26 protein-coding genes are annotated in these 25,660 nt (G+C 37.6%); 9 read left to right on the top strand and 17 right to left on the bottom strand.

The genetic code is table 11. From position 1 onward, the window contains the following. Positions 1-19 precede the first annotated feature (19 nt). The 6 genes from ABMA70_RS11835 to ABMA70_RS11860 all read right to left on the bottom strand — a co-directional run bounded on the left by ABMA70_RS11835 (position 20) and on the right by ABMA70_RS11860 (position 7,108). Positions 20-925, bottom strand: a complete 906-nt coding sequence (locus ABMA70_RS11835; RefSeq protein ID WP_392993328.1) for a hypothetical protein — start codon at positions 923-925, stop codon at positions 20-22. Beyond that, positions 918-1,592: a hypothetical protein gene (locus ABMA70_RS11840; RefSeq protein WP_103217861.1), complete on the bottom strand. Its 675-nt coding sequence runs from the start codon at positions 1,590-1,592 to the stop codon at positions 918-920. The genes ABMA70_RS11835 and ABMA70_RS11840 overlap by 8 nt, the downstream gene beginning before the upstream one ends. Before the next feature lie 50 nt (positions 1,593-1,642). Next, entirely contained in the window at positions 1,643-2,956 is a 1,314-nt protein-coding gene (locus tag ABMA70_RS11845; protein WP_103217862.1) for an HD domain-containing protein, read from the bottom strand. A 17-nt stretch (positions 2,957-2,973) separates the two neighbouring features. Next, positions 2,974-3,216 carry a glutaredoxin gene (locus tag ABMA70_RS11850; protein WP_103217863.1) on the bottom strand — a complete coding sequence of 81 codons (243 nt, stop codon included), beginning with the start codon at positions 3,214-3,216 and terminating at the stop codon, positions 2,974-2,976. Between the two features lie 69 nt (positions 3,217-3,285). Continuing rightward, positions 3,286-4,209: a histone protein gene (locus ABMA70_RS11855; protein WP_392993323.1), complete on the bottom strand. Its 924-nt coding sequence runs from the start codon at positions 4,207-4,209 to the stop codon at positions 3,286-3,288. A gap of 133 nt (positions 4,210-4,342) precedes the next feature. Next, the gene (locus ABMA70_RS11860; RefSeq protein WP_103217865.1) at positions 4,343-7,108 is read right to left on the bottom strand and encodes a Tad domain-containing protein; all 2,766 of its coding nucleotides are present in this window, start codon (positions 7,106-7,108) and stop codon (positions 4,343-4,345) included. A gap of 389 nt (positions 7,109-7,497) precedes the next feature. Between ABMA70_RS11860 and ABMA70_RS11865 the strand changes: the two genes are divergently transcribed. From ABMA70_RS11865 to ABMA70_RS11875, 3 genes are all read left to right on the top strand, one after another. Continuing rightward, on the top strand, positions 7,498-7,920 hold the full coding sequence (locus ABMA70_RS11865; protein WP_103217866.1) for a hypothetical protein: 423 nt from the start codon (positions 7,498-7,500) through the stop codon (positions 7,918-7,920). 212 nt (positions 7,921-8,132) lie between these two features. After that, a complete protein-coding gene (locus ABMA70_RS11870; protein ID WP_103217867.1) occupies positions 8,133-8,606 on the top strand; it encodes a single-stranded DNA-binding protein in 474 nt (157 codons plus the stop codon). A gap of 130 nt (positions 8,607-8,736) precedes the next feature. After that, the gene (locus tag ABMA70_RS11875; protein WP_392993320.1) at positions 8,737-9,438 is read left to right on the top strand and encodes an ankyrin repeat domain-containing protein; all 702 of its coding nucleotides are present in this window, start codon (positions 8,737-8,739) and stop codon (positions 9,436-9,438) included. Positions 9,439-9,494: 56 nt separating this feature from the next. Here the strand turns inward: ABMA70_RS11875 and secG are convergent, their stop codons facing one another. Both secG and ABMA70_RS11885 read right to left on the bottom strand, forming a co-directional pair. Then, positions 9,495-9,836 (bottom strand): preprotein translocase subunit SecG, encoded by a 342-nt coding sequence (gene secG / locus ABMA70_RS11880; RefSeq protein ID WP_103217869.1) that lies wholly within the window; start codon positions 9,834-9,836, stop codon positions 9,495-9,497. A 118-nt stretch (positions 9,837-9,954) separates the two neighbouring features. Further along, on the bottom strand, positions 9,955-11,391 hold the full coding sequence (locus ABMA70_RS11885; protein WP_392993317.1) for a phosphatidylserine/phosphatidylglycerophosphate/cardiolipin synthase family protein: 1,437 nt from the start codon (positions 11,389-11,391) through the stop codon (positions 9,955-9,957). A gap of 160 nt (positions 11,392-11,551) precedes the next feature. Here ABMA70_RS11885 and ABMA70_RS11890 point away from each other — a divergent pair, with 160 nt between their 5' ends. Together ABMA70_RS11890 and ABMA70_RS11895 are read left to right on the top strand one after the other, a co-directional pair. Next, positions 11,552-12,451, top strand: a complete 900-nt coding sequence (locus ABMA70_RS11890; RefSeq protein WP_103217871.1) for an endonuclease/exonuclease/phosphatase family protein — start codon at positions 11,552-11,554, stop codon at positions 12,449-12,451. An 86-nt stretch (positions 12,452-12,537) separates the two neighbouring features. Further along, entirely contained in the window at positions 12,538-13,623 is a 1,086-nt protein-coding gene (locus tag ABMA70_RS11895) for a hypothetical protein (protein ID WP_103217872.1), read from the top strand. Here ABMA70_RS11895 and tpiA read toward each other — a convergent pair whose 3' ends face one another. From tpiA to gap, 3 genes are read right to left on the bottom strand one after another with little or no spacing between them, the layout of a single operon-like run. Further along, complete coding sequence (gene tpiA, locus ABMA70_RS11900) at positions 13,624-14,349, bottom strand: triose-phosphate isomerase (protein WP_392993314.1); 726 nt, start codon at positions 14,347-14,349, stop codon at positions 13,624-13,626. It lies immediately after the preceding gene. Between the two features lie 25 nt (positions 14,350-14,374). Beyond that, positions 14,375-15,571 carry a phosphoglycerate kinase gene (locus ABMA70_RS11905; protein WP_392993311.1) on the bottom strand — a complete coding sequence of 399 codons (1,197 nt, stop codon included), beginning with the start codon at positions 15,569-15,571 and terminating at the stop codon, positions 14,375-14,377. A gap of 21 nt (positions 15,572-15,592) precedes the next feature. Next, on the bottom strand, positions 15,593-16,612 hold the full coding sequence (gene gap, locus ABMA70_RS11910) for a type I glyceraldehyde-3-phosphate dehydrogenase (RefSeq protein ID WP_103217875.1): 1,020 nt from the start codon (positions 16,610-16,612) through the stop codon (positions 15,593-15,595). A gap of 150 nt (positions 16,613-16,762) precedes the next feature. Here gap and ABMA70_RS11915 point away from each other — a divergent pair, with 150 nt between their 5' ends. From ABMA70_RS11915 to cysK, 4 genes are all read left to right on the top strand, one after another. Next, positions 16,763-17,656, top strand: coding sequence for a hypothetical protein (locus tag ABMA70_RS11915; protein WP_392993308.1), 894 nt, complete (start codon positions 16,763-16,765; stop codon positions 17,654-17,656). A 41-nt stretch (positions 17,657-17,697) separates the two neighbouring features. Further along, a complete protein-coding gene (locus ABMA70_RS11920) occupies positions 17,698-18,624 on the top strand; it encodes a S1 family peptidase (RefSeq protein ID WP_392993305.1) in 927 nt (308 codons plus the stop codon). A 98-nt stretch (positions 18,625-18,722) separates the two neighbouring features. Further along, a complete protein-coding gene (gene epsC, locus ABMA70_RS11925) occupies positions 18,723-19,574 on the top strand; it encodes a serine O-acetyltransferase EpsC (RefSeq protein ID WP_103217878.1) in 852 nt (283 codons plus the stop codon). Then, positions 19,564-20,487 carry a cysteine synthase A gene (gene cysK, locus ABMA70_RS11930; protein WP_103217879.1) on the top strand — a complete coding sequence of 308 codons (924 nt, stop codon included), beginning with the start codon at positions 19,564-19,566 and terminating at the stop codon, positions 20,485-20,487. Before epsC ends, cysK begins: the two co-directional genes overlap by 11 nt. On the opposite strand, the gene ABMA70_RS11935 is transcribed toward cysK, so the two are convergent. From ABMA70_RS11935 to ABMA70_RS11960, 6 genes are read right to left on the bottom strand one after another with little or no spacing between them, the layout of a single operon-like run. Next, on the bottom strand, positions 20,479-21,288 hold the full coding sequence (locus ABMA70_RS11935; RefSeq protein ID WP_103217880.1) for a TatD family hydrolase: 810 nt from the start codon (positions 21,286-21,288) through the stop codon (positions 20,479-20,481). The two genes, cysK and ABMA70_RS11935, sit on opposite strands and share 9 nt — an antisense overlap. After that, positions 21,288-22,439 (bottom strand): thioredoxin domain-containing protein, encoded by a 1,152-nt coding sequence (locus tag ABMA70_RS11940; protein ID WP_392993300.1) that lies wholly within the window; start codon positions 22,437-22,439, stop codon positions 21,288-21,290. The genes ABMA70_RS11935 and ABMA70_RS11940 overlap by 1 nt, the downstream gene beginning before the upstream one ends. A 3-nt stretch (positions 22,440-22,442) precedes the next feature. Next, positions 22,443-23,027: a polyphenol oxidase family protein gene (locus ABMA70_RS11945; RefSeq protein ID WP_392993297.1), complete on the bottom strand. Its 585-nt coding sequence runs from the start codon at positions 23,025-23,027 to the stop codon at positions 22,443-22,445. Between the two features lie 2 nt (positions 23,028-23,029). Next, positions 23,030-24,001: an RluA family pseudouridine synthase gene (locus ABMA70_RS11950; protein ID WP_103217883.1), complete on the bottom strand. Its 972-nt coding sequence runs from the start codon at positions 23,999-24,001 to the stop codon at positions 23,030-23,032. Positions 24,002-24,007: 6 nt separating this feature from the next. Beyond that, positions 24,008-24,649, bottom strand: a complete 642-nt coding sequence (locus tag ABMA70_RS11955; RefSeq protein WP_103217884.1) for a helix-turn-helix transcriptional regulator — start codon at positions 24,647-24,649, stop codon at positions 24,008-24,010. Between the two features lie 18 nt (positions 24,650-24,667). Further along, positions 24,668-25,633, bottom strand: a complete 966-nt coding sequence (locus ABMA70_RS11960) for a P-loop NTPase (RefSeq protein WP_158246858.1) — start codon at positions 25,631-25,633, stop codon at positions 24,668-24,670. Positions 25,634-25,660 lie beyond the last annotated feature (27 nt).

Here is a 25,660-nt window from a genome sequence, read left to right on the forward strand (position 1 = left end):
TGAAGGAATGTACCCTTATTTAGAAGAGAGGGTAAAAATTTCCGTAATAGATATTCCCAGTAATAACCGTTGTTAAGAAGCATGAAGTGAAGAGAATTGCACCTTCATAAATACCATAACCAAGTTCAACACTAAGGTTTGAATCGTCAGTATCATCCTTCTTAATCTGTAGATCATCTTGAATTGAGAAGACCCAAATAAGGCCTTTACGAATAATTGGAATGATAATAATAGAGAGTAGGATTTTTAAAATAACTTGAATCGTGTACCACTTAATATCTTGAAGAGAGTGATCAAGTGATGATGAAATAATCGTACAAAGCCCTAAAATAAATCCCATGTATGAGATGGCAACCGCCAAGCTTTTTTGCACAAGTAGTCGATTAAAAGAGAGCTTTGAAATAATCTGAAATGTCTTTGAACAGAATCCAATGAGAACCACAGCGAAGAGCCATAGAAAAAGCGTCATAATAAGAGAACTATTTGAAACCTTAATAACAGTTTTTAAAATATAGGCCAAAGAAATTGAGTGAGAAAAACATATAATAGCGTAAGCATAGTTTTTACGACGTAAAATTTCATCAGCATACTCAAAGTTATAAAGAACAATACTTTCTAAAATATACAGTGAAGCTAGGTAGAGTGCGATTACCATTATCGACTCTAAAAATAATTGTCCAAGTGCAAAGTACATTCCATCTGAAACATTTATTACAATATTCGAATAAATTATTCCGATTCCAATAATTCTCCCAAATAGGTGAATTGTATCAGTGGAGTTTTTTGATGGAGAGAATTTCTTTAGAATTTGATGTTTAATTGATGGAAAGAGAATTAAATGAGCTTGCTTATAAATATAAATAATAAAGCAAATAATTAGTGCAAAAATAATTCGAATAATTAATTTATCGTATAACTCATTCATTCTTTTGTTCCCACTTAGGTAAACTTGTATATTTCTTAAGTATGTCTTTTAGTGTTGTTTTATTTTCACTTTTTTTCTTGAACGCATAGTGTGCCGTAGTCACTGTTCCGTTTGTCCCAAATTCATTGTTTAGGCCATAGAAAGGAGAGCTTGCCTTTTCTAAGACAATCATTCTGCGATAGAAGTCATATGTTGGAGTGAATTCACCCCAGTGAAAGATTTGAGGAAAGTTTTTGTAGGTGCGGTGAAAGCGCCATACTTTTTGTCCTGAATCAGATGTTCTCCATGTTCCATAAGCAGGGGAGCCGATATAGATTGAACCCGGAGGCATTGGGACTGTTGAGCTTTCATCATTTTCATATCTTCTAAATAAAGACATCCCAATATTATTTTGATTCTCCAAGAAGAACTCTCGAGAAATCCTGACGTTAATTCTTTGGGGTGCTTTGAAGGCATGAATGATTTGGTATCGATGGTGATAAGTCTTAATCAGAGCACCAGTAGAAAATTCTCTTTCAAGAATAACTGAAATTGGTGAGCCCTTAAATATGTTTGCATACGCATTCGCATTAGGAACAAATATTGTTCTCTTCTCAGACGGAGAAAAACTCTTCGATATACCGAGATAAAGCAAAATTAATAGCACATAAAGTGAAAACTTATTCATATCTATTTATTATAGACGGGCCCCATGAGGCTAGTCCAAAGATTCAAAGATTAATTTGAAGAAATAATTTTATTAATTTCTGCTAAATTCTCTTTGCTTAGTTTGTCCATGTCACAATGAAGTCTATTAATTGCGTGAGACTTCGAAAATTTATGGAATAGATCAGTTGCTTCGTTAATATCGAAGTATTCAGTCATTCCACCCATCTTTGAATTCCTTACAACTTTCATCGTGTATTGCCCCTTATCCTTTGGTCTATCTGCTGCATAATACTTAGATAAACGTCCAGTTGAAGATGAGCGAATAACTTCCAGATTGATAGACTCTAGATAGGCTTGAACCTTCTCAAGAGTTGCCAATTGTGAAGAGTTGAAAGATTCAAAAATCTTTTCAGGCGTTTGATTGTTAACAATGGCCTTTGCGTAAGGATTATTTGAGTGTCTTAGAATCTTCATAAGGTGATAATCGTCGTGCTCAATATATTTTTCAATATCTGCCGGGATTAAATATTCATATGGAGAAGTTTTAAAATAACGTTGTAAAAGTTTTTCAAGGCAAACTGCACGGTAGTGGAAGTAAACCATGATGAACATGTGGTAGCGACTTAGTAGGAAGTCATCAAAAGTAATAACTGCTCTTTCTGAAATACCAAGTGTAGCTTGGCCATCAATAATTGCAGGCTCAAGATTATCAAGAAGCCAGTCAAGATCGTAAGAACCATAACTAACTCCGCAGAAGTAACTATCTCTTAGAAGATAGTCCATGCGGTCACAGTCAAGTTCACTTGAAACTAATTGATGGAGAAGAGGGAAGTAGCTAATTCCATCGATTTTAAAATAATCGTGATCACTAGTTTCACCGCGAATCAAGTCAGCAATATACTTTCTTTCAACTCCAAAGACTCTTTCAACTTCTTTTAAGCTATGAGCAAGGGAGCTATCTGCGATAGCTTTGATTGTATAATCTTCGTGAGTCGCTTGACGCTCACTATTTTTATCGCGATCAAGAAGATACTCTTGAGGTATTTTAAGATCAGTAAGCTTTGGCATTACGACTTCTGTCGAGTGACTTAAGGGCGCGTGGCCAATGTCATGCAGAAGGCAGGCAAGCTTGAAAGTTTCTTTAATCCTTAAGTGTTCTTTTGTGATGATTTGATTTTTGAAGAGACGGTCAAATGCCATTTCTCCAACTTTCATTACACCGATCGAGTGGATGAGGCGAGTATGAGTGGCACCTGGGAAAATATATTCAGAAAATCCAAGTTGCTTAATATTGCGAAGACGTTGGAAAAAGTCCGCGCGAATGATTGGCTCTTCTTCTTTAAGAATATGAATTGATCCGTGGACCGGGTCTCTTACTTCCATTAAAAATTCCTCAAAAATTAATTAATCTTATCTTTATTCGCAATCAGCCAATTAATGATATCTTGAGATTCGAACATCGGCTTATCATCGATATAGAGACATGGTACAGTTCTTCGTCCTGTAGTATTAATATGCCTTTCTAGGGCCGATGTGTCATTCATTATATCGCAATAAGTTAACTTAATCCCTAATTGATCAATAACATCCATAACGCGATGGCAAAATGGGCAGCCTGTATAGTAAAAAAATTCTAGTTTCATAATTTCGTTCCAAATAGAAAAAGCGGCAAAAGCCGCTTTTCTTATATTTATATTCGATATCAATAGATTTTAGTAAAAATCGTCCTCGTCTTCTTCCTCAGATGAGTCAAGGCCAAGTGCATATCTCTCATCTTCGTCAAGTTCTTCAGTAGAGATTTCTTCTTCTGGTGAGTCAAATGCATCGTTGTATCCCCAGCCAAAGCTAAGGTCATCTTTCTCATCTTGCTCATCATCAGGATTATACTCTTCTTGTAGGTTTGGTCCTGGCTCGTTGTAATCTTCCGCAGCTTCAAGTCCTACACTATCTTCAGTCTCTTCGATCGTTTCAAGCTTTGACTGTTCTGCCACTGCAAGCTTATCTTCTAATTCATATTCTTTTAGAGAGTCTGCTAATTGAGAATCAAGAGCATCTTTGTGCTTCTCTTTGTATTTTGCAATTGCTTCTTCGCGAGAAAGACCTTTGTTATCGGCAGATTTTTTTACAGTTTTCTTAGCGACTGTTTTGGCCGTTTTTGGAGCGGCTTTCTTTGTCGTTTTCTTTGCAGCTTTTTTTGCAACTTTCTTTGTTGCTTTCTTTGCAACTTTTTTTGCAACTTTTTTTGCAACTTTCTTTGCTGTTTTTTTGGCTACTTTCTTTGCTGCTTTTTTGGCTACTTTCTTTGCTGCTTTCTTTGTCGCTTTTTTAGCCGCTTTTTTTGCAACTTTCTTTGTTGCCTTCTTTGCAGTTTTTTTAGCTACTTTTTTTGCAACTTTCTTCGTTGCCTTCTTTGCAGTTTTTTTAGCTACTTTTTTTGCAACTTTCTTCGTTGCTTTCTTTGCAGTTTTTTTGGCTACTTTTTTTGCAGCTTTCTTAGTTGTTTTTTTAGTTACTTTCTTTGCCGCTTTCTTTGTTGCTTTTTTTGCAACTTTCTTCGTTGCTTTCTTTGCAGTTTTTTTGGCTACTTTTTTAGTTGCTTTCTTTGCAGTCTTTTTGGCTACTTTCTTCTTTGCCATATATACCTCGCGAAAAAGTTATAAATCGTCCTTAGTATATAAAAGAAATTAAAAATTTCGCAAGTTCTTTTTTATTTATAATGGCCCATTTAGGGCCATTTTAAAGGGGACTTGGTTAATTTAAGTAAAGTGATTAGAAGTATAAATTCGAACCAAATTCTTGCAGTTCAGTTCTTGGCAATGGGTTAGAAATGACATCTCCCGTGGCCTTAACATCTTCAGGGCTTCTTGGAGTTTCACCTTCTGGCGAGAAGCCTGCTTGAAACTCCATGTAATTTGATTCATTCTTCGCGTAACCTGACGCAGTATCTGTAATCGATGTTAGGCTAATAAGCTTTGTTGAATAGGCGTTACGGCGATGATTCTTATTTTTACTGGTGAATGGATTTACTGAACGTCCATTATTTTCCCCGCCATAATCTTTCCCAGGAGCATATGCCGTCCTTAGGGAGTTATTATTTAGTGACGGTGAAGGAGGGTTCGCTTCATTGTTCTGGCGGTAAGTCGTAATGTAGTAGAGGTTAGACTGTGTTTGTTGAGCCTTAGTGTTAATATACGTCTTTACGGCCCCTAATAGTGGGATCGTTTCACAGTTGTCTGGCTTTGCTTCTTCATCCTTTCCTAGAATGAAGTAAGTGAAGCGTGAGGCAATACTTTGTTTTTGGCACTGCGGAATCGGGAGGGCAACAGTAGTCGTTGTTGGGTCGCCATCAACATCTGGATCAAAGATTGCCTTTGAGGCTTCAATATAGGCCGTAGGATCTTGAGCACTAGTATTTCTTACTTTCGTTGCATAGAAATCCAGGGCCTTGCGATAAACGATAACAGCATCACTTAGAGTATCAATATAATCAGTTAGAACACCAGTCAGGGCCTCCCTGTCCTTATAAAGTAAAGTAGAGTGGAAGAGTGGTGCAAAGTAACCAATAGTTTTAGCCGCTGGATCAATATAGCGCACTGATGGAAAGTGATCGGCCGTCATATCTGTTTCTAAGCTGTTAACTGTTGGAACTAAGTAATTGAGAACATCATAATTTGTCGGAGCACGAACATTTTGAAAAGCTTCGATAAGATTTTGTGCTGTCACCCCGGCCTGATTTACCGTGTAGTTCGGAATATTTGCCCTTAAATCAACAAATTGCTTTGTTGTGAAAAGCCCTGCTTTCTCGCCAGTGATATTACTTGGGTTAGGATTGTAGGCAAGGGTTGGAAGGTCTGATTCCGAAGTCGTTTGCGAATTCAAATTATAGATCATATTCGGTATCGTAAATTTCACATCAACATTTGATGGAATCCCACCAATTGCAGCAGTTGTGTCAGCAGCATCTAGAAAAAAGTCTGAGGTTGCCGGTAGTGGTAGGCCCTGAATCTTTACACCATCAGTAGGGTCATCTGTCGTTCTTGGGTCACCAGTTGTTGTAAAGCCCATAATGAAGTTAGCACTTCTTGAACCAGAGGCATTTGCAATACGGGCTGAATTTGAACTCGATTCAGCATAATCTTTTCCAACTGTTGGTGAAACGAGGGCCGGCCCAATACGGCCACCAAAAGGCTTTGCTGCCGCATATGCTGCCATATCGATAAAGCCATTATTTTCTAGGAACGAAAATGGATTAAGTAAACCAAGGTACTTAGCTTTGGCCTTAACAGCATAATATGTCACAACTTTTGGATTCTTATAGAAGCCTAGAATATAGCCAGGTACAGGTAGTGAAGTCTTTGTCGATGCACATGACGCTTCTGCAGCTGTTCCGCTTGAATCAGGAACTGCAATCGTTGAAATACCTTCAGTTGTAGGAGCAAAAGTTGTAAAGAACGTCGTGAAATTCATAATCATCGGTACAAGATCAAGATAGCGCTTTGATGAAGCAACTAGTTCACCGCCGTTATAACTGGCATCTTGTGGGATTAGGAAACTAGATAAAGATTGTGGTGAAGGTGTGAACGTCTTTGGAGCTAATTCATAAAGCACTAAAGACTTTGCAAATGCACCGTCGAATGTTGTTTTAAAAATTCCACCACCAAGAGTTTTTGCCGCGGCCATATAGGCTTTCAGTGGTCGATCGTTAATTGGAATTCCTGTCGATTGATTCTCCATAAATAGTTGCTCAGGGTTAACGCAACCAGTGGCAGAACCACCACCACAAATTCCTTGTGTAATAGGTGGGCGGTTTACGATCATCTCAAGATTTCTAATTCTAAGAGCAAGCTCCATTGATTCAATCCACGCACCTGTTCGATCTGCTGCTGCAATAGGAACATCATTTTGTGAAACACCGGCAGCAAAAGCGTAATTCTTTGCGGCCGAAAAGTTATAAGTTGAACGAACCATACAGTTCTTTGCTTTTAAATTAACAAAGGCATCCATTGTTCTTTCAAATTCTTCACTAACATCTGGAATCCCTGCGACGTGAAAGCGAGGAAGACCAGGGATTTGATAAATTGTACAAAGGTTTTCGTTATTACCAGAGCCAAAGTGAAGACAAATAGAGGGAACGTTGTAATGGTCACCCTTAACACCACTACTAAAGTCAGATCCACTTTCATCAAAGCGCTTCAAGGCAAAGTTCATTGTTGTTGTTGAGTTAGCATGAGTGTTCTCATTCGCAAGTTGGCCAAGAACGTAGTACTTAAACATCCACTCTTTATAAGTATTTCTCATCTCCCAATTAAGGTGAGCAATATTTGTTAGTTGTCTAGCTTGAGAAGCGGCTCCCGACCAGGCAGCAGTATCAACTGCATTTTGCAGATTGATCTTGGCCTTTACGAAGAGTCCAACATTCACCACGAATGCGATGAATGAAAAGATTGCCACAAGTGTAACTCCAAAGAAGATACTAATTTGGCCTTTCGTGTTCTTAACTAATTTTTTCGAATGTGAATGTTGTGGTTGTGTCATAATGCCTTATTTTTCCGGTAACTTAATGCTACCGAAAGTGGCATTTATGCGTCAATTGATATGAACACTTTCTATTTCTAGTTAGTTGCACCGAGTTAAGTTGGCATTGAACTTGTAATAGAAATAGGTACCAAGGATATGGTGCCTAATCCCTGGAGTAGAACGTTTGTGCAGGCAAGGCTAACCACCTTAACCATGGCCTTTCGGTCATCTTTAAGTACTTGTTTTTGTGAGTACTTATCTCTACCAGGCTTATGGTCTTGTTCGAATCACGGATGAATAAGAACAGGGCCTGGTACCTTTTTTACCTGCTTAATTCTCAGCGACTAAATTGGTAAAATTAAGGAGTCGAAGTATGTTTACTTTGTCGATGCTTAGGAGGGCGATAATTGAAGACATTGAATTCATTTAATCCATTAGAGACGCGTACTTACAAATTTAAGAAAGCGCATATTGAATTCTTCTGTCCTCTTTGTCGCACTCAAAGGGCAGTTGTCACAAACCCTCACATGAATGCAAAAAACTACCTTCAGGTATTCATGCTTACAGTTGCAACAACTGGTGTACTTTATCCATTTATTAGCTTTGCAGGAATCTTTTCTTTCTTTCTATTCTGGGCAGGCTTTGAAGCAGCGCTTAGACTAAACTTCAAAAAAGAAATTCCATGTCCTCACTGTGGCTTTGATGCTGCTTGGTACAAGAAGGATGTGCGTATCGCGAAATCAAAAGTAAAAGAGTTTTGGCAGACTAGAGGTGGCCATGCTCAAATTGCTCCAGAGAATGTTGAGCAAGCTTTTGCAGACATGTATTAAAAAAATTTAGAACCTTCAATTTTTAATGAATATCATTTCAAGCTCTTGACGCAAGTTGTCCTTTTTTTTGTATTTGCATAGCTATTTATGACTTCTCGATAGGGGAAAGTCGTATTATTGTAGTAATGTATTCAGGTAATACTCAACCTTGCGGTTATAGCTGAATTCTTAAGTATTGTTTCAGCTATACGCGAAGAAAATTGGAGGAACAAATGAGTGTAAACAAGGTTATTTTAGTAGGACGTTTAGGACAAGATCCAGAACTTAAGTACACACCATCTGGGATGGCTGTATGTAACTTCTCACTAGCAACAGGTGAGTCTTGGACAGATAAGAACGGACAAAAACAAGAAAGAACTGAATGGCACAGAGTTGTTGTTTGGGGAAAACTTGCTGAATTATGTGGTCAATACCTAGCAAAAGGTCGTCAAGCTTACTTAGAAGGTCAACTTCAAACAAGATCTTGGGAAGACAAAGACGGTAACAAGAGATACACAACAGAAATCAATGCTAGAACAATTCAATTCCTTGGTGGAGCAGCTCCATCTGCTGGTCAAGGTGCTTCAATGGGTCAGTCTAATAACAACAACTCATTTAACCAAGAAATGCCTCAGCACGATGATATGAACCAAGGTTACGATATTTCATCGAACGCTTCATTCACAGCTGATGATATCCCATTCTAGAGATTAATTTAAATTTCTATATATGACTAAGGCCTGCTTTTGCGGGCCTTATTTATTTCTAAATACCTGAATTTTAAAGTAAACATAGAACGACTAAAGAAATCTTAACTTCGTGGCGATAAGTGAGTTGATGAGTCAGTTAAGATTTTTAACATTTCTAGTTGTTCTTGCTTCATGTGGTTCTTTTGAGCAGCATGGGGGCCTTCTTCCTCTAAGCAAAGTTGAAAGTAATGAGATGCTTTTAACTGAAAGTGAGGAAGCTGAGTATCGTTACCTTGCAGACCTTTATGGGATCTCTGAAGAGAAACTTGATATCAAGGGGGACACTCCTAAGCGAGTTGTGCAAACAGAGAAAGACTGGCAACTTGAAGATATTAATCTTAATGAAATTGAAAATAGCTCATTTGTTATTAGCGACTACGAAGTAAGCTTTGTTGAAGATAAGTTTAAAAATGAAGCTCAACTAGTTGCAGAGGCCAAGGCCGCTGAAGCTGCTAAAAAAAGAAAGTCACGTGGAATTGCTTCTGTTCCAGAGGTAAGCTTAGTTCACAAGAAGAGAAGGCCAGCTTCACTCTTTGCTATGGCAAAGAAATCAACACCTGAATCAATTCGTTACTATATTGCTAAAAAAGGCGCTGATGTAAATGAGAAGAATAAGAGAGGTGATACTCCTCTTCACATTGCTATCAAGAATAAGCGCTTCGATAATGTCCGTGCTTTATTAGGAATGAAGGCCGATCCAAATATTCCAGATGCGAACGGGAAGACTGTTGCCCAATATGCACAAGAGTTAGGAATAGAATCAATTTTAAAATTAATGAAGAAGAAATAAAAAAAGCTCCCGAAGGGAGCTTTTTTATTTTGTATATTCTTAGAATTTCTTTGAAATTATTTTGCAGCAGGAGCTGTTTCTTCAGTCGCTGGAGCAGTTTGTGCTGGAGCTGTTGTATCAGAGTTAAGTGGAGCTGCGATTGGCGCTGCACTATCAAGTAGTGATTTAGACTCTTTACCAGATTGAATCTTAGCAAGAAGAATACAGTTACCTAGGAAAAGAACAGTAAGTACAACTGTAATTTTACTTAGGATATTTCCTTGTTGGCTACCTGTGAATACGGCTTCTGAAGCACCACCTAGAAGACCTGCTTCCGCACCCTTACCAAATTGTAGAAGAACTACGATGATTAGAAGTACTGAAACAACACCGTGAAAAATCATTAAACCAGTAACCATAATTTATTTCCTTTCAATATAAATAGATAAATTAACAACAATTTATATCAACACATCGAGGCCATGACAAGTACTGTCTATGACCTGATGAGTTAAAAAATTATGATTTGATAATTATTTAGTTTGGACAACCAGTGAAAATTTGCTTTTCTAGATTGAAAAGATAGCAGTCACGTTTCTTGTAAGCGTTTTTAAAGAATAGTGGTGCTGCATTTGAAACGGCCTTTCTTACTTTATAGATTTCAGGCCAAGTAAGGGAAACAGGCATCTTTGTGTGAAGATAAATATTTCCGTTGTACGGTTTAGCGACGCGATCCCAAGCTTCTTGAGAAGGCTTATCATTGTCATCTCTATTTAAGAACCAAAGATTATCGAATTCACCTTTAAAGTCCTTAAAAAGCTGTGCAAATACTTCACCTTTATACGTGAACATATTGTCGAATTGAGTAAGCTCCGCTGTTTCTGAAATATTATATGAACCACTCATAAGTTTTGTCTTAGAGAAATCACTCTCATCATAATCAAAGATCATGTACTTGTGGTGATTAAGGGCCCAGTGACGAGGAGATGGTGCATGAGAGTAGTACTTAATTCTTACTGGTGCGACCTTATTCTTATTACCTGGAAGCTTCTTCCAATTGTAAACAAAGTAAGGAGTCATCTCTTTTGATTTTGTGCTTGTTTTATATTCTTGATTGTCGGCAACGATCTTAACATCAACACCTCGCTTAACAGCGTCCAAAAGTGCATCTGCTACATCTTTAATTACAAGGTGATTAACATTAACCAGAATATTCTTTTGAGATTCATTGATTAGCTTAATCATAGCATCGCGAACTAACCAAGTTTTCTGACCAGCTACTTTCCTAGGAGACATTCCCAAGTAGCGTCCTGTCTTATAGCTTTTTGAGCTCGGTGCGTACTCTTTGTATGTGAAGTTCATTGAACTTGAAACGAATGAAGGATTCTCTTCTTCATTTGGAATATTCTTTAGATCTAGAAGATCAAGTGAAGCTAGGTTTTCTTCACTAACTTGTGAAGTGTAGATATCTTTTCCTGAATTCCAAAGAAACTTAAATTCTCGATTTAAAGTTTTAATTGTAGTACGACCTTCTTCAGAAGAGTCATTGTTGAAAATAAAGTTTTCAGAGTAACGAGATTTTGCACCACCTGAAAGGTTAGCACTAGAGTTGAATGCCCATTTATCATCAACGATTGAAAATTTCTCGTGCATTTTTTTGTAAGCGAATTTAACACCGCATCCGGCATCTTCAATTGATTTGGCATAATCAATTACGCGAGAACTACTTTTTAAATTTGGGTGAAGAACAACTTTTACATCGACACCCGAAAGGCATGCAACTTCAAGGTTCTTTGTTACTGTTGAGTCTGACCAGCTGTATACCGTTAGCCAAACTTTCTCTTTTGCGCCTTCGATTGCTGTATAAATTTGATTAAATGCTTCTTCACCTTGGTGTGGTGAGAAGAGGGCCCAGAAGCTTGTCCCAGCGAAGATATTACTTGCAATTAATGTCGTAAATAGCAGTTTTTTCATTGAGTCTCCCTACAGATTTGAGCATGGTGTATCCCACGCGATGCAAAATGAGAAGGTTATAAGAAATAATTTCAATAAAAAAGATGGTCACAAAGTGATATCAGTAACTTAAATAGATAATTTTTTTGACCTTCGGTAATCCCTTCTTTACCATTTTTATATGGGAAGAATTAAGAGACTTTGGCCATGGCTGGCCTGTGCTGCAGCGGTATTTTCGATCTCTGGAAATAGCTTTGCGAGTAGTTTAAAAATTACAACATTCAATCTACGTTGGTACGGACTGGGGGGAGAAATCTCTGGTCAAAGAACTGACGAATATCGTGATCCTTTTATCAAAGAATTTTTAAGCACGAAGTATATCAATACAGATATTTTTCTTTTTCAAGAAGTTATCGACACTGAACGATTGGGACAATTAATGGATGGCCTAGGTCACCACTGTGTTTCTTATCGTCATGAACAATTTAATCACCAGCACTTAATGATTTGCTTAAAGAAGTCACTTGATATCGTTCCTGAAAAAGGTGATGACGATTTTACTTACTCTTTATTAGAAAATCGTCCGTTTTTAAGACCTGCTCTTTATGGAAAGGTTATCGATCGTTATTCAAAACAGCCGCTTATTCACTTAGTTGGTCTTCATTTAAAAGCTGGCCCAGATGGAATTAGTGAACGCTTAGAGCAAGTTAATAACTTAAATAAGAGAGTACTAGAATACCGTGAAGCTAATTTGCCTGTAGTCATTGCAGGTGATCTTAATACTTATAGAAATACTCGCTATGAAGATAAAGAATCTGACTTAGTCGTTTTAGGTGAAGCATTTAATACAATTAATGTGACAAGAAGAACGAGTGACTATGATTATACTTATCGTAATGGTGGCTCAGGAAATGTTTTTGATCATTTCTATGTCTCAAATACAGTTGAAACAAAGTACGTTGAAATTTGGCGTGCTTGTAGTGGAAGTAGTCGAAACACAAAGAGACTTGAGAATCTTTCATGGTATCAGCGATTTATCTCAGATCACTGCCCAGTTTCATTAAGAGTTGATATTCAGTAGAAAGCTTAATTGTTAGTAAATTTTAACATTCGAATTTAACTTTAATTAGGCCTAACTGTTCATTTTTTTATGCTACTTTTTGTGGCATGAAAGCTTTAATTATTTTATCACTTACTGTTTTAACGTTTGTTTCTGCGCATTTCACGTATGCACAGGATGTGAAACCAAACGTTGTTTTATTAACCTCACTTGAAACACCAAAGGTTTGGTATCGTCCAAAAGGTTGGAAGATTGACCCCAAACTTGAAAAAATCTTCAAGAAGCACTTTAAAAAATCAGGCTACAATATTGTCATAAAGCATAGTGTGGATTTTCACGAGCTTCGCCGACAACTTCATAATCCAAATAATATCGCTGTTTTTTGGGCGTCTCATGCTGCAGGAACAAGTCAGAATACGACAGGTTCAAATAATATGGGAGCTGTCCTAAGTATTAACGGAAAGGATGTTAAGGATCTATTTAAGTCAGTCCATCCTAATATTCGCTACCTTGGTCTCGTTGGTTGTGATGCTCAGGGAATCTTAGATGAAATTTCACGTGAAGGACATTACCGTTATAATCCAAACCTAAAGACTCATTCTTTTACAGAGAAAATCGATGCTAGAAAAGGACTTAGAACTTCACTAAAGGCATCGGTTGGACAACTCGGATATACAAAAAGAAGACTATTCTTCTTAAAAAAGAAGTCTCTTATTTTCCGTCACGATTTTTATGGAAGAGAGGATTTATTAAAAGTTAATCAATACTTTCATTGCGCAAAAGAGAATGGGTATCTTGTTAAAGGTGTTCGTACATTAACTCAAGATTCGATGGAAGTTGCTATTACGAACCCTCAAGGTATTCTTAAAATTCTTCCGGCAGGAAAAGCTGGAGATCGCCAAGAATTTCAATTCTATCTACCATACCACCCAGAGTTTGCTCGTCGTGATATGAAAATTAATGTGGATAGTCTCATTTATTTTGGAGAAGAAAGAAAATATTTAGGTGAGTTTGATTTTTCAACAGAATGGGGAACAGACTGGCGTGTCTTTGCTAAGCCCGACGGAACGGTCTTAGGAGTTACTAAAAATCTATACTTACCAAGGGGAAGTTTGCCATCATTCGATGATGTTCAAACCTACAAGGAACTAAGTTGTAACGATACTGAAGAAATGAAAGTTCACGTCTTTTAATTAAGCGTGCAGACCCATGTAGCTGTCCGCTTGTAGGGCAGCTCCACCAACAAGGCCTCCGTCAATGTCTTTGCATGATAGGAGGTCTTCTACATTTGAAGGCTTAACTGATCCACCATAGAGAATCGATGTTTTATTTCCATCAATTGATAGATTATCATTTATATACTGACGTATATAGGCATGAGTTTCTTGTGCTTGCTCTGGAGTTGCTGTTACTCCTGTTCCTATTGCCCAAACTGGCTCGTAAGCAATAATAACGTTTACACTGTCAATATCAGCAAGACCTTTACTTAACTGCTCTGCTAAAACCTCTTCGACTTTTCCGGCTTCTCTTTGCTCAAGTGTTTCACCAATGCAGAAAATAACTGTTAGGTCGTTGGCCAGAGCAATCTTTGCTTTTGCATTTAAAGTTGCATCGTCCTCATTGTAGATAGAGCGACGTTCAGAGTGTCCAATGATAACAAAATGTGCACCGATATCTTTTAGTGATGCAGGTGAGATCTCTCCCGTAAATGCACCGCTATTTTCTGTTGCACAATTTTGAGCACCAATTTTAAAATCATCAGTATTTTGCAGACAAATAGGGATGTGGATTGCTTGTGGAGCAATCCATGCTTCATGACGAAGTTTCGCGCTGTCGATAGCATCAAAGAAGGCGATAACGTCTTCAGTATTCTGATTCATCTTCCAGTTTCCTACGATATACTTCGTTCTCTCAGTCATATTTACATCCCTTATTATTACTTATTTATTCAACACCAAATTTTAGAGCACTAATACCTGGAAGGCTACCTTTCTCGATAAACTCAAGAGAAGCGCCACCGCCAGTCGATACATGACTCATTTTATTCGCAAGACCAGACTTATTAACTGCACTTACTGAATCACCTCCACCAACAAGAGTGTAGGCATTTGACTCGCTTAAAACTTCAGCAATAGCAAAAGTACCTTTTGCATAATCTTCATTCTCAAAAATACCCATTGGTCCATTCCAAAGGATTGTCTTTGCTTCACGAAGAATAGAGCTGTACTTTGCAATTGTTTGCTCACCGATATCTAAACCCATCTTTCCATCAGGGATACCAACTTTATCAACTGCTTCCGGCTTTCCACCAAACTCACTTGAAACGATATGGTCAATCGGAAGAATGATTTTATGTGCCGTACTTTGAGAAAAAATCTTTTTAGCAAGGCTTACATCTTCGTCACTGCAAAGTGAAGTTCCAACCTCATTTCCTTTTGCTTTTAGGAAAGGGTAGGCCATAGCTCCACCAATAATAAGATTAGAAACACTTGAAAGAAGTCTTTCAATGATTTTAATCTTGTCACTAACTTTTGCACCACCAACGACTGCAACAAATGGTGTCTCAGGTCTTTGCGTAATTTTTGAAAGAGCTTCGATTTCTTTCTTCATAAGAAGTCCTGCATAGGCCTTGTTTTTGAAGAAAGCATTAATTTCATAAGTTGAAGCGTGTTTTCTATGAGCAGCTCCAAATGCATCGTTAACATAAATGTCAGCATACTCAGAAAGTTTACGTGCAAACTCACGATCGTTTTCAGTTTCTTCTTTGTGGAAACGAAGGTTTTCAAGAAGAATGATCTTATTTGAGTTTAAAGTTAGAAGAGTTTTAATTCCGCGATCAAGACATGACTCAGTTAACGTTACTTCTTCACCCAGTTTATCTGCAAGGTAAGTTGCAACAGGCTCAAGAGAGAAGTCTGAGTTTACTTGTCCTTTAGGACGTCCAAGGTGAGACATCATAATTAACTTAGATGCTCCTTTGTCTAGGATTAGCTTGATTGTTTCAAGAGCATTATCAATTCTTGTTGTATCAGTAATCTCTTTAGTTTCTTTATCTAGAGGAACATTGAAATCAAAACGAACAAGAACTTTCTTGTCTTTGATTTTTGAATCATCAATGCTGTCAATAAATTGTAATGCCATAGTTTTTCCTAATTTTTTTTATTAAAGTTGGCTACCGATGAAACCTGCAAGGTCGATAACACGGTTAGAGAAACCTGCTTCGTTATCATACCAAGTAACAACTTTTACACTCTTTCCATCAATTACTTTTGTTAGATCAGCGTCTACACATGAAGACTCTCTCATACCCATGTAATCAACAGATACTAGTGGTTGTTTTTCAAAACCAAGAATACCTTTTAGAGTTGTTTCACTTGCTTCTTTTAGAGCTGCGTTTACTTCTTCTTCAGTAACTTCTGTTTCAACATTTACAGTTAGGTCAACAAGAGAAACGTTTGGAGTTGGAACGCGAATTGCGAAACCATCTAGCTTTCCTTTAAGTTCAGGAATAACTAGACCAACAGCTTTTGCTGCACCTGTTGTTGTTGGAACCATTGATACTGCTGCTGCACGAGCACGACGAAGGTCTGAGTGTGAAGCATCTAGAAGACACTGGTCACCAGTGTAAGAGTGAACAGTAGTCATGTGACCGTTGATTACACCAAACTTATCGTTTAGTACTTTTGCAACTGGTGAAAGACAGTTAGTTGTACAAGATGCATTTGAAACAACTGTGTGTTTTTGAGCATCATAAGTGTTTTCGTTGATTCCCATTACAATTGTGTTATCAACGTCTTTACCTGGACAACATAGAATAACTTTTTTAACAGTTCCTGTTACGTGCTTCATTAGTGATTTTTGATCTTTGAAAACACCTGTTGCATCGATTACGATATCAACTTTATCTTGTGTCCAAGGAATTTCACTTGGGTCTCTATACTTGTGAAAAGAAATCTCTTTTCCGTTAATGTGCATTTTGTGTGATTCATCTACACTTACTTCACCATTGAAACGACCAAATACTGAATCGTATTTGATAAGGTGAACGTAGTCGTGGATATCACCTGGTGAGTTAACAGCAACGACTTCTAAGTTTTCAATGTTGCGGTTAAAAATTTCTCTAAGAACTGTACGACCAATACGGCCCATACCATTAATACCAACGCGGATCTTTCCAGACATACCTGACTCCTGTGCTTAATTATTAAAAAAAATACCACTGTAATATGCCACAATCGAGAGAGATTGCCTACCGAAAGCACATATTTCTAGGAGGATGCGACGTTTTTGCTCACTGCCCAAAAAATAGCTGAACAGGCTATAATTTTACTAATGCAAACAAGTTCAAAAATGCCATCAAATATTATTCACTACAAATCCAAAGCGGATTATGAAAGTGGTGTTAAAAGCGAGGCCCCTGTCCCTGAAAAGCTTGTCAAAAACGCAACGAAAGTTGTGGAGAAAACTGCCAAGGTTGCCGAAGCCGCTGCTAAGGCTTCAATCTCAACAGATGCTCTTGCAATTGCTCAAGCCGGAAAGAAGTTGGCCGTAGATGCTGTGACAACAGTTGCAAAGTCTGCTGTTAATACACCTGAAGAAGCTAGTGAAGTAAAAGAAGTTAGTCCAATTAAGGAGTTACTTCCAATAAATAAGCCTGCAATTTTCTTTTTAGAGGGACTTCATCTTTCAACACTAAGTTCTAAAGGTGGACTTGAGGATATCGCCAAGTCATTTAGTGATGGCGAGTTTGTCAGTTGGAGTGATGAAGATAAGGTTTTGGAAGAAGTTTTAAGAAGGCCAAAGGATCAGCCAATTATTCTCGTAGGTCATTCTTTAGGAGGGGACGCTGTTGTTAACCTCGCTAATCGCTTAAATAGTGCGGAAGCAGGATTTCGAAGTGTGGATTTGCTCGTGACACTCGATTCAGTTGGCTTTGATAATGATATCATTCCAAAGAACGTCAAAAAGAATCTTAATTTCATGCTAGATCGATCTTTTATTTTCAATGATGGCCCTAATGTCGCTCGTGATTTTAAGACGACTGATGTGATTAATATCCTACGTCCTGAGGGGCATACAAAAATTGATGAAGCCCCAGATGTGCATCGCGAAATTTTTGAAGAAATCACCCAAATTTTAGACCAAAACTATCTGGCCAAGAGAAAGCAACAACTTGCGGGCCTCTATCGCGCCTTCTATGAGATGAATCAGCAAAATAACTCATAATCCTTTCTAGTCTTTATCTTCTGATTATGCTATGAAGTGTCATGATTCAGACTCTTTTGTTATTATGTATTGCTTTGGCCAGCTCTTGCTTTGCAATTGTTGGGGGGGAAGCTGTTAATAAAGGAGAGTATCAGAGTGTCGTTGCTCTCGTTAGACTTGGCCGTCCATTTTGTACTGGAGTGGCATTAACGCCTACTCATGTCCTTACTGCCGCTCATTGTCTTGAGAATAAAAATTACAAATCAATTCGTATCTATACTGGAGCAGGAAAAATTATGACTGCGGCTTCTTCAAAAGAGAACCTTGATGCTCAGTATAGTGTGGCCGCAGTGGAGCTTCATCCGAGCTTGAAATTCAAATATCCAAATGGACCTCTAGCAGACTTGGCCAGCTTGAAAACAGTTGATCTTGCTATCTTAACAACTGATGCTCCTCTTCGAGTGAAGAAATTCTACTCTCTTTTAACTGATCCCAAAGAGATTCTAGATAAGATCGCTCCTGGAAAGCTTACGACAGCGGTTGGATTTGGTTATACTGGCGAAATCGGCTTTATGCCAATGGACTCTGCCCATGCTCATATTATTTACGGTCAAAAGAGAAAGGCCATAATTCCAATTTTTGAAGTCTTCTTTAACGAGATTGATATGAGAAACAAGCAAACAGATACTTGTTATATTGATAGTGGTGGACCTGTCTTTGTTGATGTTAACGGAGAACTAAAAATTGCTGCCATTGTATCTGCTTCATTTGGCTTTTGTGCGGAAGGCAAATACGCAACACTTTACTCTCTTGCATACCACTCTGTTTGTTGGATTAAGAAGGTTACAGGTATCTCTGATGAGCATAGTGGCTTCCACTGTGGGCGAAATATAAAAATAGCTCAAGAATGTTACGGAATTAAGAATGAGGAAGATCTTCGTAGTTGCGCAGATAAGTACTCTGATGAAATCCTTCGAAGCTATCCTTAGCTGAATATTCAGTAACTTAGAAGATCGATTCATTTTGTTAACCATTTATAAAGATTTTTGTGAATTATATCTCGCGGGCCGCGTGTTATAATCACGCGATGGAAAAATCAAATCTCTCTAATATAAAGAAGCTCTACGAGCACAAGAAAAAAGTTTGTCATGATACTGAAATCAAACCTGAGGTAATTGAGGATTTCGTTGAAGAGGCCCTCAATATAATTTTGCCAGGTTCTGTGCGAATGCAATTTCTAAATTATGAAGACTTTGAATTGTATTTCAATCGCCACATCATTAATACAGATCAAATTTTTAATCATTTGAAACTTGATGCGCATGTCAGAGAAAAGTTAATAGCGTCGTATAGCGAAGAATTAGTGACGTTGGCAAAGAAAATAGAAATTGATGCTATTGCGCTCTTAGAAGGTGATCCTGCTGCACAAAATATCTGTGAGGTTGTTCTATGCTACCCAGGACTTTTTGCAATTGCCTCTCATCGTCTGGCCCATTTTTTCTATGAAAAATCTTTAACAATCTTTCCTCGAATGATTGCAGAATATGCACATAATAAAACAGGTATTGATATCCATCCAGGTGCACAAATTGGAGATTCATTCTTTATCGATCATGGAACTGGTGTCGTTATAGGGGAGACCGCAGTTATTGGTAATCGAGTAAAGATTTATCAAGGGGTAACATTAGGTGCTCTCTCAGTGAGTAAGGACTTACAAAATACAAAACGCCATCCCACTATTGAAGATGATTGTGTGATCTATGCTCACGCAACAATCTTGGGAGGAACGACTGTTATCGGTGAGGGATCAACAATTGGTGGTAACGTTTGGCTAACACAAAGTGTGAAGAAGAAGTCTATTGTTTATCATAAAAGCGAAGTTCACTTAGATGTGAAGGATCGACAATTCAATATAGAGGAGCTTACATATGAAATTTAATAATATTTTGGAATCTGTTGGAAATACACCACTTGTAAAAATAAATCGTCTCTTTCCTGAGGCAAATAAGAAAAATATAACTATTTATGCAAAGCTTGAGCGCGCAAACCCTGGTGGTTCAATTAAAGATCGAATCGCAAAGAGAATGATTGAAGACGCGCAAAAGAAGGGCCTTGTCAAAGAAGGAACGGTAATTGTTGAGCCTACTTCTGGTAACACTGGAGTTGGTCTTGCAATGGCATGTGCTGTTCTTGGTTACCGCTTAATCATTACAATGCCAGAGAGTATGAGTTTAGAGAGAAGGCGTCTTATGGCACTTTTTGGTGCAGAGCTAGTTTTAACTCCGAAAGAAAAAGGTATGAAGGGAGCGATTGAAAAGGCCCAAGAAATTTGTGAGCAAGAAGCAAATTCATGGATGCCAATGCAATTTGATAATCCATCAAATGTTGATGTACACAGAGATACAACGGCCAAGGAGATTCTCGCTGATATTGATGGAAGTATCGACTACCTTATTACTGGAGTAGGTACTGGTGGACATATTACTGGTGTATCAGAGGTCTTAAAAGAGAAGTTTAATAACCTGAAGGTTGTGGCGGTTGAACCTGCGGATTCTCCTGTTCTCTCTGGAGGTGAGCCTGGGCCGCATCCAATACAGGGAATAGGTGCTGGTTTTGTACCTAGTGTTTTAAATCGAGAACTTCTTGATGAAGTTGTGACAATTAGTAAAGATGAAGCCTTTGAATTTGCAAGAAGTGCTGCCCGTCTTGAAGGCATCCTTCTAGGAATTTCAAGTGGTGCTTCACTAGCTGCAATTGAAAAGAAAATTAGTGAAATGCCAGAAGGCTCAACAGTATTAACATTCTGTTATGATACTGGTGAGCGCTACTTATCGACTGAAGGATTATTTTAATTTAAAGAATAGATTTTCGGCGTTGCTATTAGCAACGTCGATTAATTCTTGAGGATCAATTCCTTTATGAGTTGCAATAAAATCTGCAACACATGGAAGATAGAACGGAGCATTCTCTCTTCCTCTAAATGGAACAGGAGTAAGATACGGAGAGTCCGTTTCTAGTAGCATTTGCTCGACTGGAACAATATCTAAAACATCACGAACGTTAGTAGCATTCTTAAATGTAACAATTCCATTAAATCCAATATGAAAGCCTTCACTAAGGCAAAACGAAGCAAGCTCAATTCCTGAAGTAAAAGAGTGGATAACTCCTTTTCTTTTTAGTGTAGTTGAGAAGTTTTTTAAAATGGCCTTAGTATCTTCATCTGCTTCACGTGTGTGAATAACAACTGGCAGGTCACTATCACAAGCAATTTGCAGTTGCCTTTCAAAAGATTCTTTTTGAATGCTCGGATCTGAAAACTCATAGTAGTAATCTAGACCAATTTCTCCAACTGCTACAATCTTAGGGTTTGCTAAGTTGTCTTGAATTTCTTGATAAGTTTCTTCTGTAATGTGTTTGGCCTCGTGAGGATGAATTCCTTGAGTACCATAGACGATATCATTGGCCGTAAGCTCTCTAACTTTTTTAAGATTGTCTGGAGATACTGCAATTGTCACAACTTTATTAACACCATATTCCTGGCATTTGTTAAGTGTATCAATTAATTCTTGGCCTTTGAGATAGTCGAGATGACAGTGGGTCTCTATTGGACCCACTGTATATTTAGGAATAATTCTTTCTTTTTTTTTACTCATTAGTTCTTAGCTTTATTTTCTTTAAGAAGGTGATCCATAATCGCTGTGTAATCACTTAGTGGCCTAACACCTTCAATTTTTACACCATTAATTAGCTGAGTTGGTGTTGATTGTACATTAAAAGAATTTGCCTGAGTGATCATATCCACGACTGCCTGCTTTGTTTCAGGCTTTGCCATACACTCAGTAACTCCAAATTCCTTACCTTTATTGCTAATCCATTCAGCAGTAAGGTTTGCTTGGTTTTCAAAAATTGCATCATGTACTGATTTAAACTTTTGAGGTCCTACACAACTTGCAAGATAAGCAGCTTCACAAGCTAGTTGATGAAGTGGTCCACTCATTCCCGCATTACAATTGTGATCTAGTGGGTAAAAGAAATATTGGATATTAATTTTCCCTTCATACTTTTTTTCAATCGTTGGAAGAACTAAGTTAAGTGCGTTACAGGCCGGACATTGAAAGTCTGAAAAAACAGACATCTGGATTGGTGCATCTTTAAAGTCCTCTGAAGAAGAAGCTAGACGGTAAGGTGATGCTTTTTCTGGAGTACCTAAATTATTTAGGTTCTTAAACATTGCAACAATTTGTGCGCTTCTAGCAGTTGAATTTTCAACCTTTGAATTTGTAAACGCATAACCAATTGAACCACTAATAAGCATACAGACAGCAGCAGTTGCAAAGAATTTAATATCAAAGTCACGAGCTGCCTTATATTGAAACATCAAAGCTAATGCTAACCAAGAAGCAACGTAGTAAAGAGTACAGAATGGACAAAGTGTACCAAGCATTACAATTGAGTAAATAAATAGTACTAAACATCCAATACCGTTTAGAAGAAGGAGAAGAAATAAGCTTCCTTCTGCATGCTTACTATTTACCATATAAAAAAGCATAACCATGGCACCCATAACAATTCCGAAGATTGAAATAGGAACACCTGCAATATTTGAAAGAGGTGAAAGTGTTGCAGCATCACATGTTAAGAAAGAGTTGATGTTACAGGCCGAAGCCGAACCAAATCCTACCGGAAACTTAATTTGGTAGTAGTGGTTTGTTAGATAAATTGAAAGAATAAACATCGACAGACCTGCGATGAAGAATAAAACTTTCTTGTTAAAATTTAGGCGATTTAAAAAACTATCAGTCATATTTTAATTCCTTTTTAAAATATTATAATTTCTCTTGGTTGTTTGGTTTCTTCTAAAGCTATTATAGTTGAGATTTGCGAATGTGCATATATTGGTAGATATGACATAGGCCTGTGGAAAATGTTCAGCAATTTGCTTCTTCACCTCCATCTCTAAGCTGAATGTTAATCTGCCTTCTACCATGTCAAAAGCTTGGGAGTTAGGAAAATTTTGTTTAAATTCTTCGCTAACCTCATAATTTACAGCACTTATATGAGGTCCAATGAGAATAATTTGAGGCTCTATTGCCTTAACTTCTTTATTTAGAATGATTTCTTGTGCAACTCCACGCCATCCAGCATGAAGATTGGCCACGCCAAACTTTCCTATAATGGCAATTGGTAGACAGTCAGCAGTTTTAATGGCCAATGGTTGGCTCAGTTCAAGTTTAGAGACAATCCCATCGGCCTCAATACTATTTGTGGTAGGTGTTTTAACTACAATATCCGAATGGATTTGCTTTACTTCATCAAATTCAAAGTCTGGACGATCATCGTAGGTCTCAAAGAGAAAATCACCAATTTTTTTTTGATAAAGTAGCTGTGCCATTTCTACTCCGAGTCTGATTCAAGAAAGTTTAGAACCTCTTGAAATACTGGTGGGGGAGGCTCTTCAAAGTAGAGCTTCTGTTTCGTAATTGGATGAACAAATCCAAGAATTTTTGCATGTAAAAATGGATGCTCGTAATCTTTGATAATGGCCTTAAGTCGATTATCAATTCTTAGAAGGTCATTCTTTGGAACACCGTAAAGTGGATCCATTAGAATGGGAGCATTTAGTAGCTGACTTAAGTGAACACGAATTTGATGTGTTCTTCCCGTTTCAAGCTTTAGTTCAACATGGCTTAGATTTTGGTAATATTTTAGTACTTTAAAATTTGTAATAGAGTTCTTTCCACCTCGTACATCAACGGCCATCTTTAAGCGATTATTTGGATGACGTCCTATAGTGGATTCAAGTCTTCCTTCTGGTGGAATTTTAGTACTGACGCTTATGCATTGATAGTAGCGGTCAATATCGTGGGCCTGAAATAATTTTACAAGTTCTTCATGGCATTTCTGGTTTTTTGCAATCACCATAACACCACTTGTTCCTTTATCAAGTCGATGAACAATTCCTGGACGTTTTTCATCTCCAACACCTTGAATGTCTTTACAGTGATGAAGAATAGCGTTTACAAGTGTTCCAGTATAATTACCAGGGGCTGGATGGGTAACCATGCCAACTGGTTTTACAACAATGGCAAGATGCTCATCTTCAAAGAGAATTTTTAAAGGAATATTTTCTGCTTTTGCTGTAGCCTCTCTTGGAGGAGGTATATCAATAGTAACTTCAGTACCTACTGGAGGCATTTTTTTTAATTCGATTTTATTATCAGAAGTAATGGAGCCTTTTTTAAAAAGCTCCTTAAGAAAACTACGAGACTGTTCAAGCTTACTCGCAAGAACTTGATCGAGCCTAGTAAACTCATCATGGTCTTCTTGGGTGATCGTAATAACAAACTTAGAATTTTGATCACTCATGACAGCTTAGTTGCCTTCTTTTAAAGCTTTAACTCTTTGTAGATAAGAGTTTGCAACTAAATCTGGATTAAGTTTTAGTACTTTCGCATATTGATAAACAAATCCTCTAACGTAAACGATAGCAGGCATCTTATCAACTTCTTCATTTTCAATATACTGTAGGAAAGTTTTCGATATTTTTGTCATATCAGACATACGACTTACATCTACTTTCTTGTATTCACGAACTTTCTTTAAGAATTCACCAGTATACTCACTACATTGCTCAATTTCTTTTTCAAATTCAGCATTTTGCTCGTATTCAAGTCCGTAGCGTTTTTTGGCAACGAGACGATTCATTTGATTCGTTACTTTTATTGTATTTTCATCAGCAGGCTTTGACGTTGGAATATAATTTGTATCATCTTCGATTACAATTCCACGAGCTTGATTGTATTTCTTTCTTTTCGTTGGATTGCTTAAAATATTGTAAGCTTCCTCGATAAGTTCAAGTACTTTATGTGCCTCTTCTTCTGATAGGAGAGAGTAAATGGCCAGACTATCTCCACTATAGGCTGCTCTTGCGGCCGCATATGCTTTTTGAATATCGTCTGCCGAAGCATTAGGTGCTACTTCTAATACTTCATAATAGTTCTTCTCTTTACTCATTTATTCCTCATTAATATATTAAACAATTTTCTTCGTTAGATTTAAGATTCTGTTGATTACGTGCTCAAAATTCTTTACTAGTGCAGAATTAGGAAACTCAAGAATAAGAGGTCTCTTCTTCTTCACACTTTGCCAAACTGTTGCATCGTACTCAAGAAAGCCAACGTAATCTAAGTTAATGCCAAAGTATTTCTTAGAAATAATTCTCATGGCAAAACCAATATCGATATCAGCTTGAGTTCGGGCCTGGTTAATAACTAGTTTCGGAGTAATTGCTTCAATTTCTCTTTTTAGTTTTAGACCTTGAGCTTCATTTATTTGCATGGCCTTTTCAATAATTTCAGATGGAGTGCGGTTTTCACCGACTTTTCCATTAAGAACTTTATCAATAAGTGGTCCAAGCTCTAGGAAGTCATCAACTGATTGCAGCTTGCGATGATATATTGACTTGATAAAACGATAAGTGTTTTCAATTGATGTTGGCTCTGGAAGAGTTACTAAGATTCCTTGGTCAGCTCCTAGGAAGAAGTCCAAAGTATTATTAGTTGTTCCCGCACCAAGATCCAGAAGTATATAGTCGGCATCAAGTTCACGAAGATCATTTAAAACTTTTGATTTATGAGCGGCTTTTAAATTGGCCATTCCTAGATTATCTTGAGCACCACTAATTAAACTTAAATTCTTAAGTGGAGTAGGAGTAATAAGATCAGAAAGTTTTGTATTTGGTTTTGTGAAATAATCACTTAAAGTTTTTGATGGAACATTTACGCCAAGACATGTGTGAAGGTTAGCACCTCCAAGATCCATATCAATGGCAATTACCTTCATTCCCATAAGGGCAAGGCAAATTGACAAGTTTGACGTAACAAGACTTTTACCTACGCCACCTTTTCCGCCACCAATGGCCCAGATTTTCTTGCCATTATTTGATGCACCTAGATATTGACCAGCATCTGCTAAATGTGAATTTGTACTATTATTCAAAATACGTCCTTGTATTACTTGCTTAAC

The organism is Halobacteriovorax sp. XZX-3 (assembly GCF_043196495.1).
GTDB lineage: Bacteria > Bdellovibrionota > Bacteriovoracia > Bacteriovoracales > Bacteriovoracaceae > Halobacteriovorax_A.

Coding starts and splice junctions, on each gene's coding strand:
- gap (WP_103217875.1), bottom strand. CDS start 16,612: ATGTCTGGAAAGATCCGCGTTGGTATTAATGGTATGGGCCGTATTGGT.
- ABMA70_RS11905 (WP_392993311.1), bottom strand. CDS start 15,571: ATGGCATTACAATTTATTGACAGCATTGATGATTCAAAAATCAAAGAC.
- ABMA70_RS11955 (WP_103217884.1), bottom strand. CDS start 24,649: ATGAGTAAAGAGAAGAACTATTATGAAGTATTAGAAGTAGCACCTAAT.
- ABMA70_RS11835 (WP_392993328.1), bottom strand. CDS start 925: ATGAATGAGTTATACGATAAATTAATTATTCGAATTATTTTTGCACTA.
- ABMA70_RS11945 (WP_392993297.1), bottom strand. CDS start 23,027: ATGGCACAGCTACTTTATCAAAAAAAAATTGGTGATTTTCTCTTTGAG.
- ABMA70_RS11915 (WP_392993308.1), top strand. CDS start 16,763: ATGCAAACAAGTTCAAAAATGCCATCAAATATTATTCACTACAAATCC.
- tpiA (WP_392993314.1), bottom strand. CDS start 14,349: ATGACTGAGAGAACGAAGTATATCGTAGGAAACTGGAAGATGAATCAG.
- ABMA70_RS11885 (WP_392993317.1), bottom strand. CDS start 11,391: ATGAAAAAACTGCTATTTACGACATTAATTGCAAGTAATATCTTCGCT.
- ABMA70_RS11920 (WP_392993305.1), top strand. CDS start 17,698: ATGATTCAGACTCTTTTGTTATTATGTATTGCTTTGGCCAGCTCTTGC.
- ABMA70_RS11950 (WP_103217883.1), bottom strand. CDS start 24,001: ATGAGTGATCAAAATTCTAAGTTTGTTATTACGATCACCCAAGAAGAC.
- ABMA70_RS11850 (WP_103217863.1), bottom strand. CDS start 3,216: ATGAAACTAGAATTTTTTTACTATACAGGCTGCCCATTTTGCCATCGC.
- epsC (WP_103217878.1), top strand. CDS start 18,723: ATGGAAAAATCAAATCTCTCTAATATAAAGAAGCTCTACGAGCACAAG.
- ABMA70_RS11840 (WP_103217861.1), bottom strand. CDS start 1,592: ATGAATAAGTTTTCACTTTATGTGCTATTAATTTTGCTTTATCTCGGT.
- secG (WP_103217869.1), bottom strand. CDS start 9,836: ATGGTTACTGGTTTAATGATTTTTCACGGTGTTGTTTCAGTACTTCTA.
- ABMA70_RS11935 (WP_103217880.1), bottom strand. CDS start 21,288: ATGAGTAAAAAAAAAGAAAGAATTATTCCTAAATATACAGTGGGTCCA.
- ABMA70_RS11875 (WP_392993320.1), top strand. CDS start 8,737: ATGAGTCAGTTAAGATTTTTAACATTTCTAGTTGTTCTTGCTTCATGT.
- ABMA70_RS11895 (WP_103217872.1), top strand. CDS start 12,538: ATGAAAGCTTTAATTATTTTATCACTTACTGTTTTAACGTTTGTTTCT.
- cysK (WP_103217879.1), top strand. CDS start 19,564: ATGAAATTTAATAATATTTTGGAATCTGTTGGAAATACACCACTTGTA.
- ABMA70_RS11940 (WP_392993300.1), bottom strand. CDS start 22,439: ATGACTGATAGTTTTTTAAATCGCCTAAATTTTAACAAGAAAGTTTTA.
- ABMA70_RS11855 (WP_392993323.1), bottom strand. CDS start 4,209: ATGGCAAAGAAGAAAGTAGCCAAAAAGACTGCAAAGAAAGCAACTAAA.
- ABMA70_RS11845 (WP_103217862.1), bottom strand. CDS start 2,956: ATGGAAGTAAGAGACCCGGTCCACGGATCAATTCATATTCTTAAAGAA.
- ABMA70_RS11890 (WP_103217871.1), top strand. CDS start 11,552: ATGGGAAGAATTAAGAGACTTTGGCCATGGCTGGCCTGTGCTGCAGCG.
- ABMA70_RS11870 (WP_103217867.1), top strand. CDS start 8,133: ATGAGTGTAAACAAGGTTATTTTAGTAGGACGTTTAGGACAAGATCCA.
- ABMA70_RS11860 (WP_103217865.1), bottom strand. CDS start 7,108: ATGACACAACCACAACATTCACATTCGAAAAAATTAGTTAAGAACACG.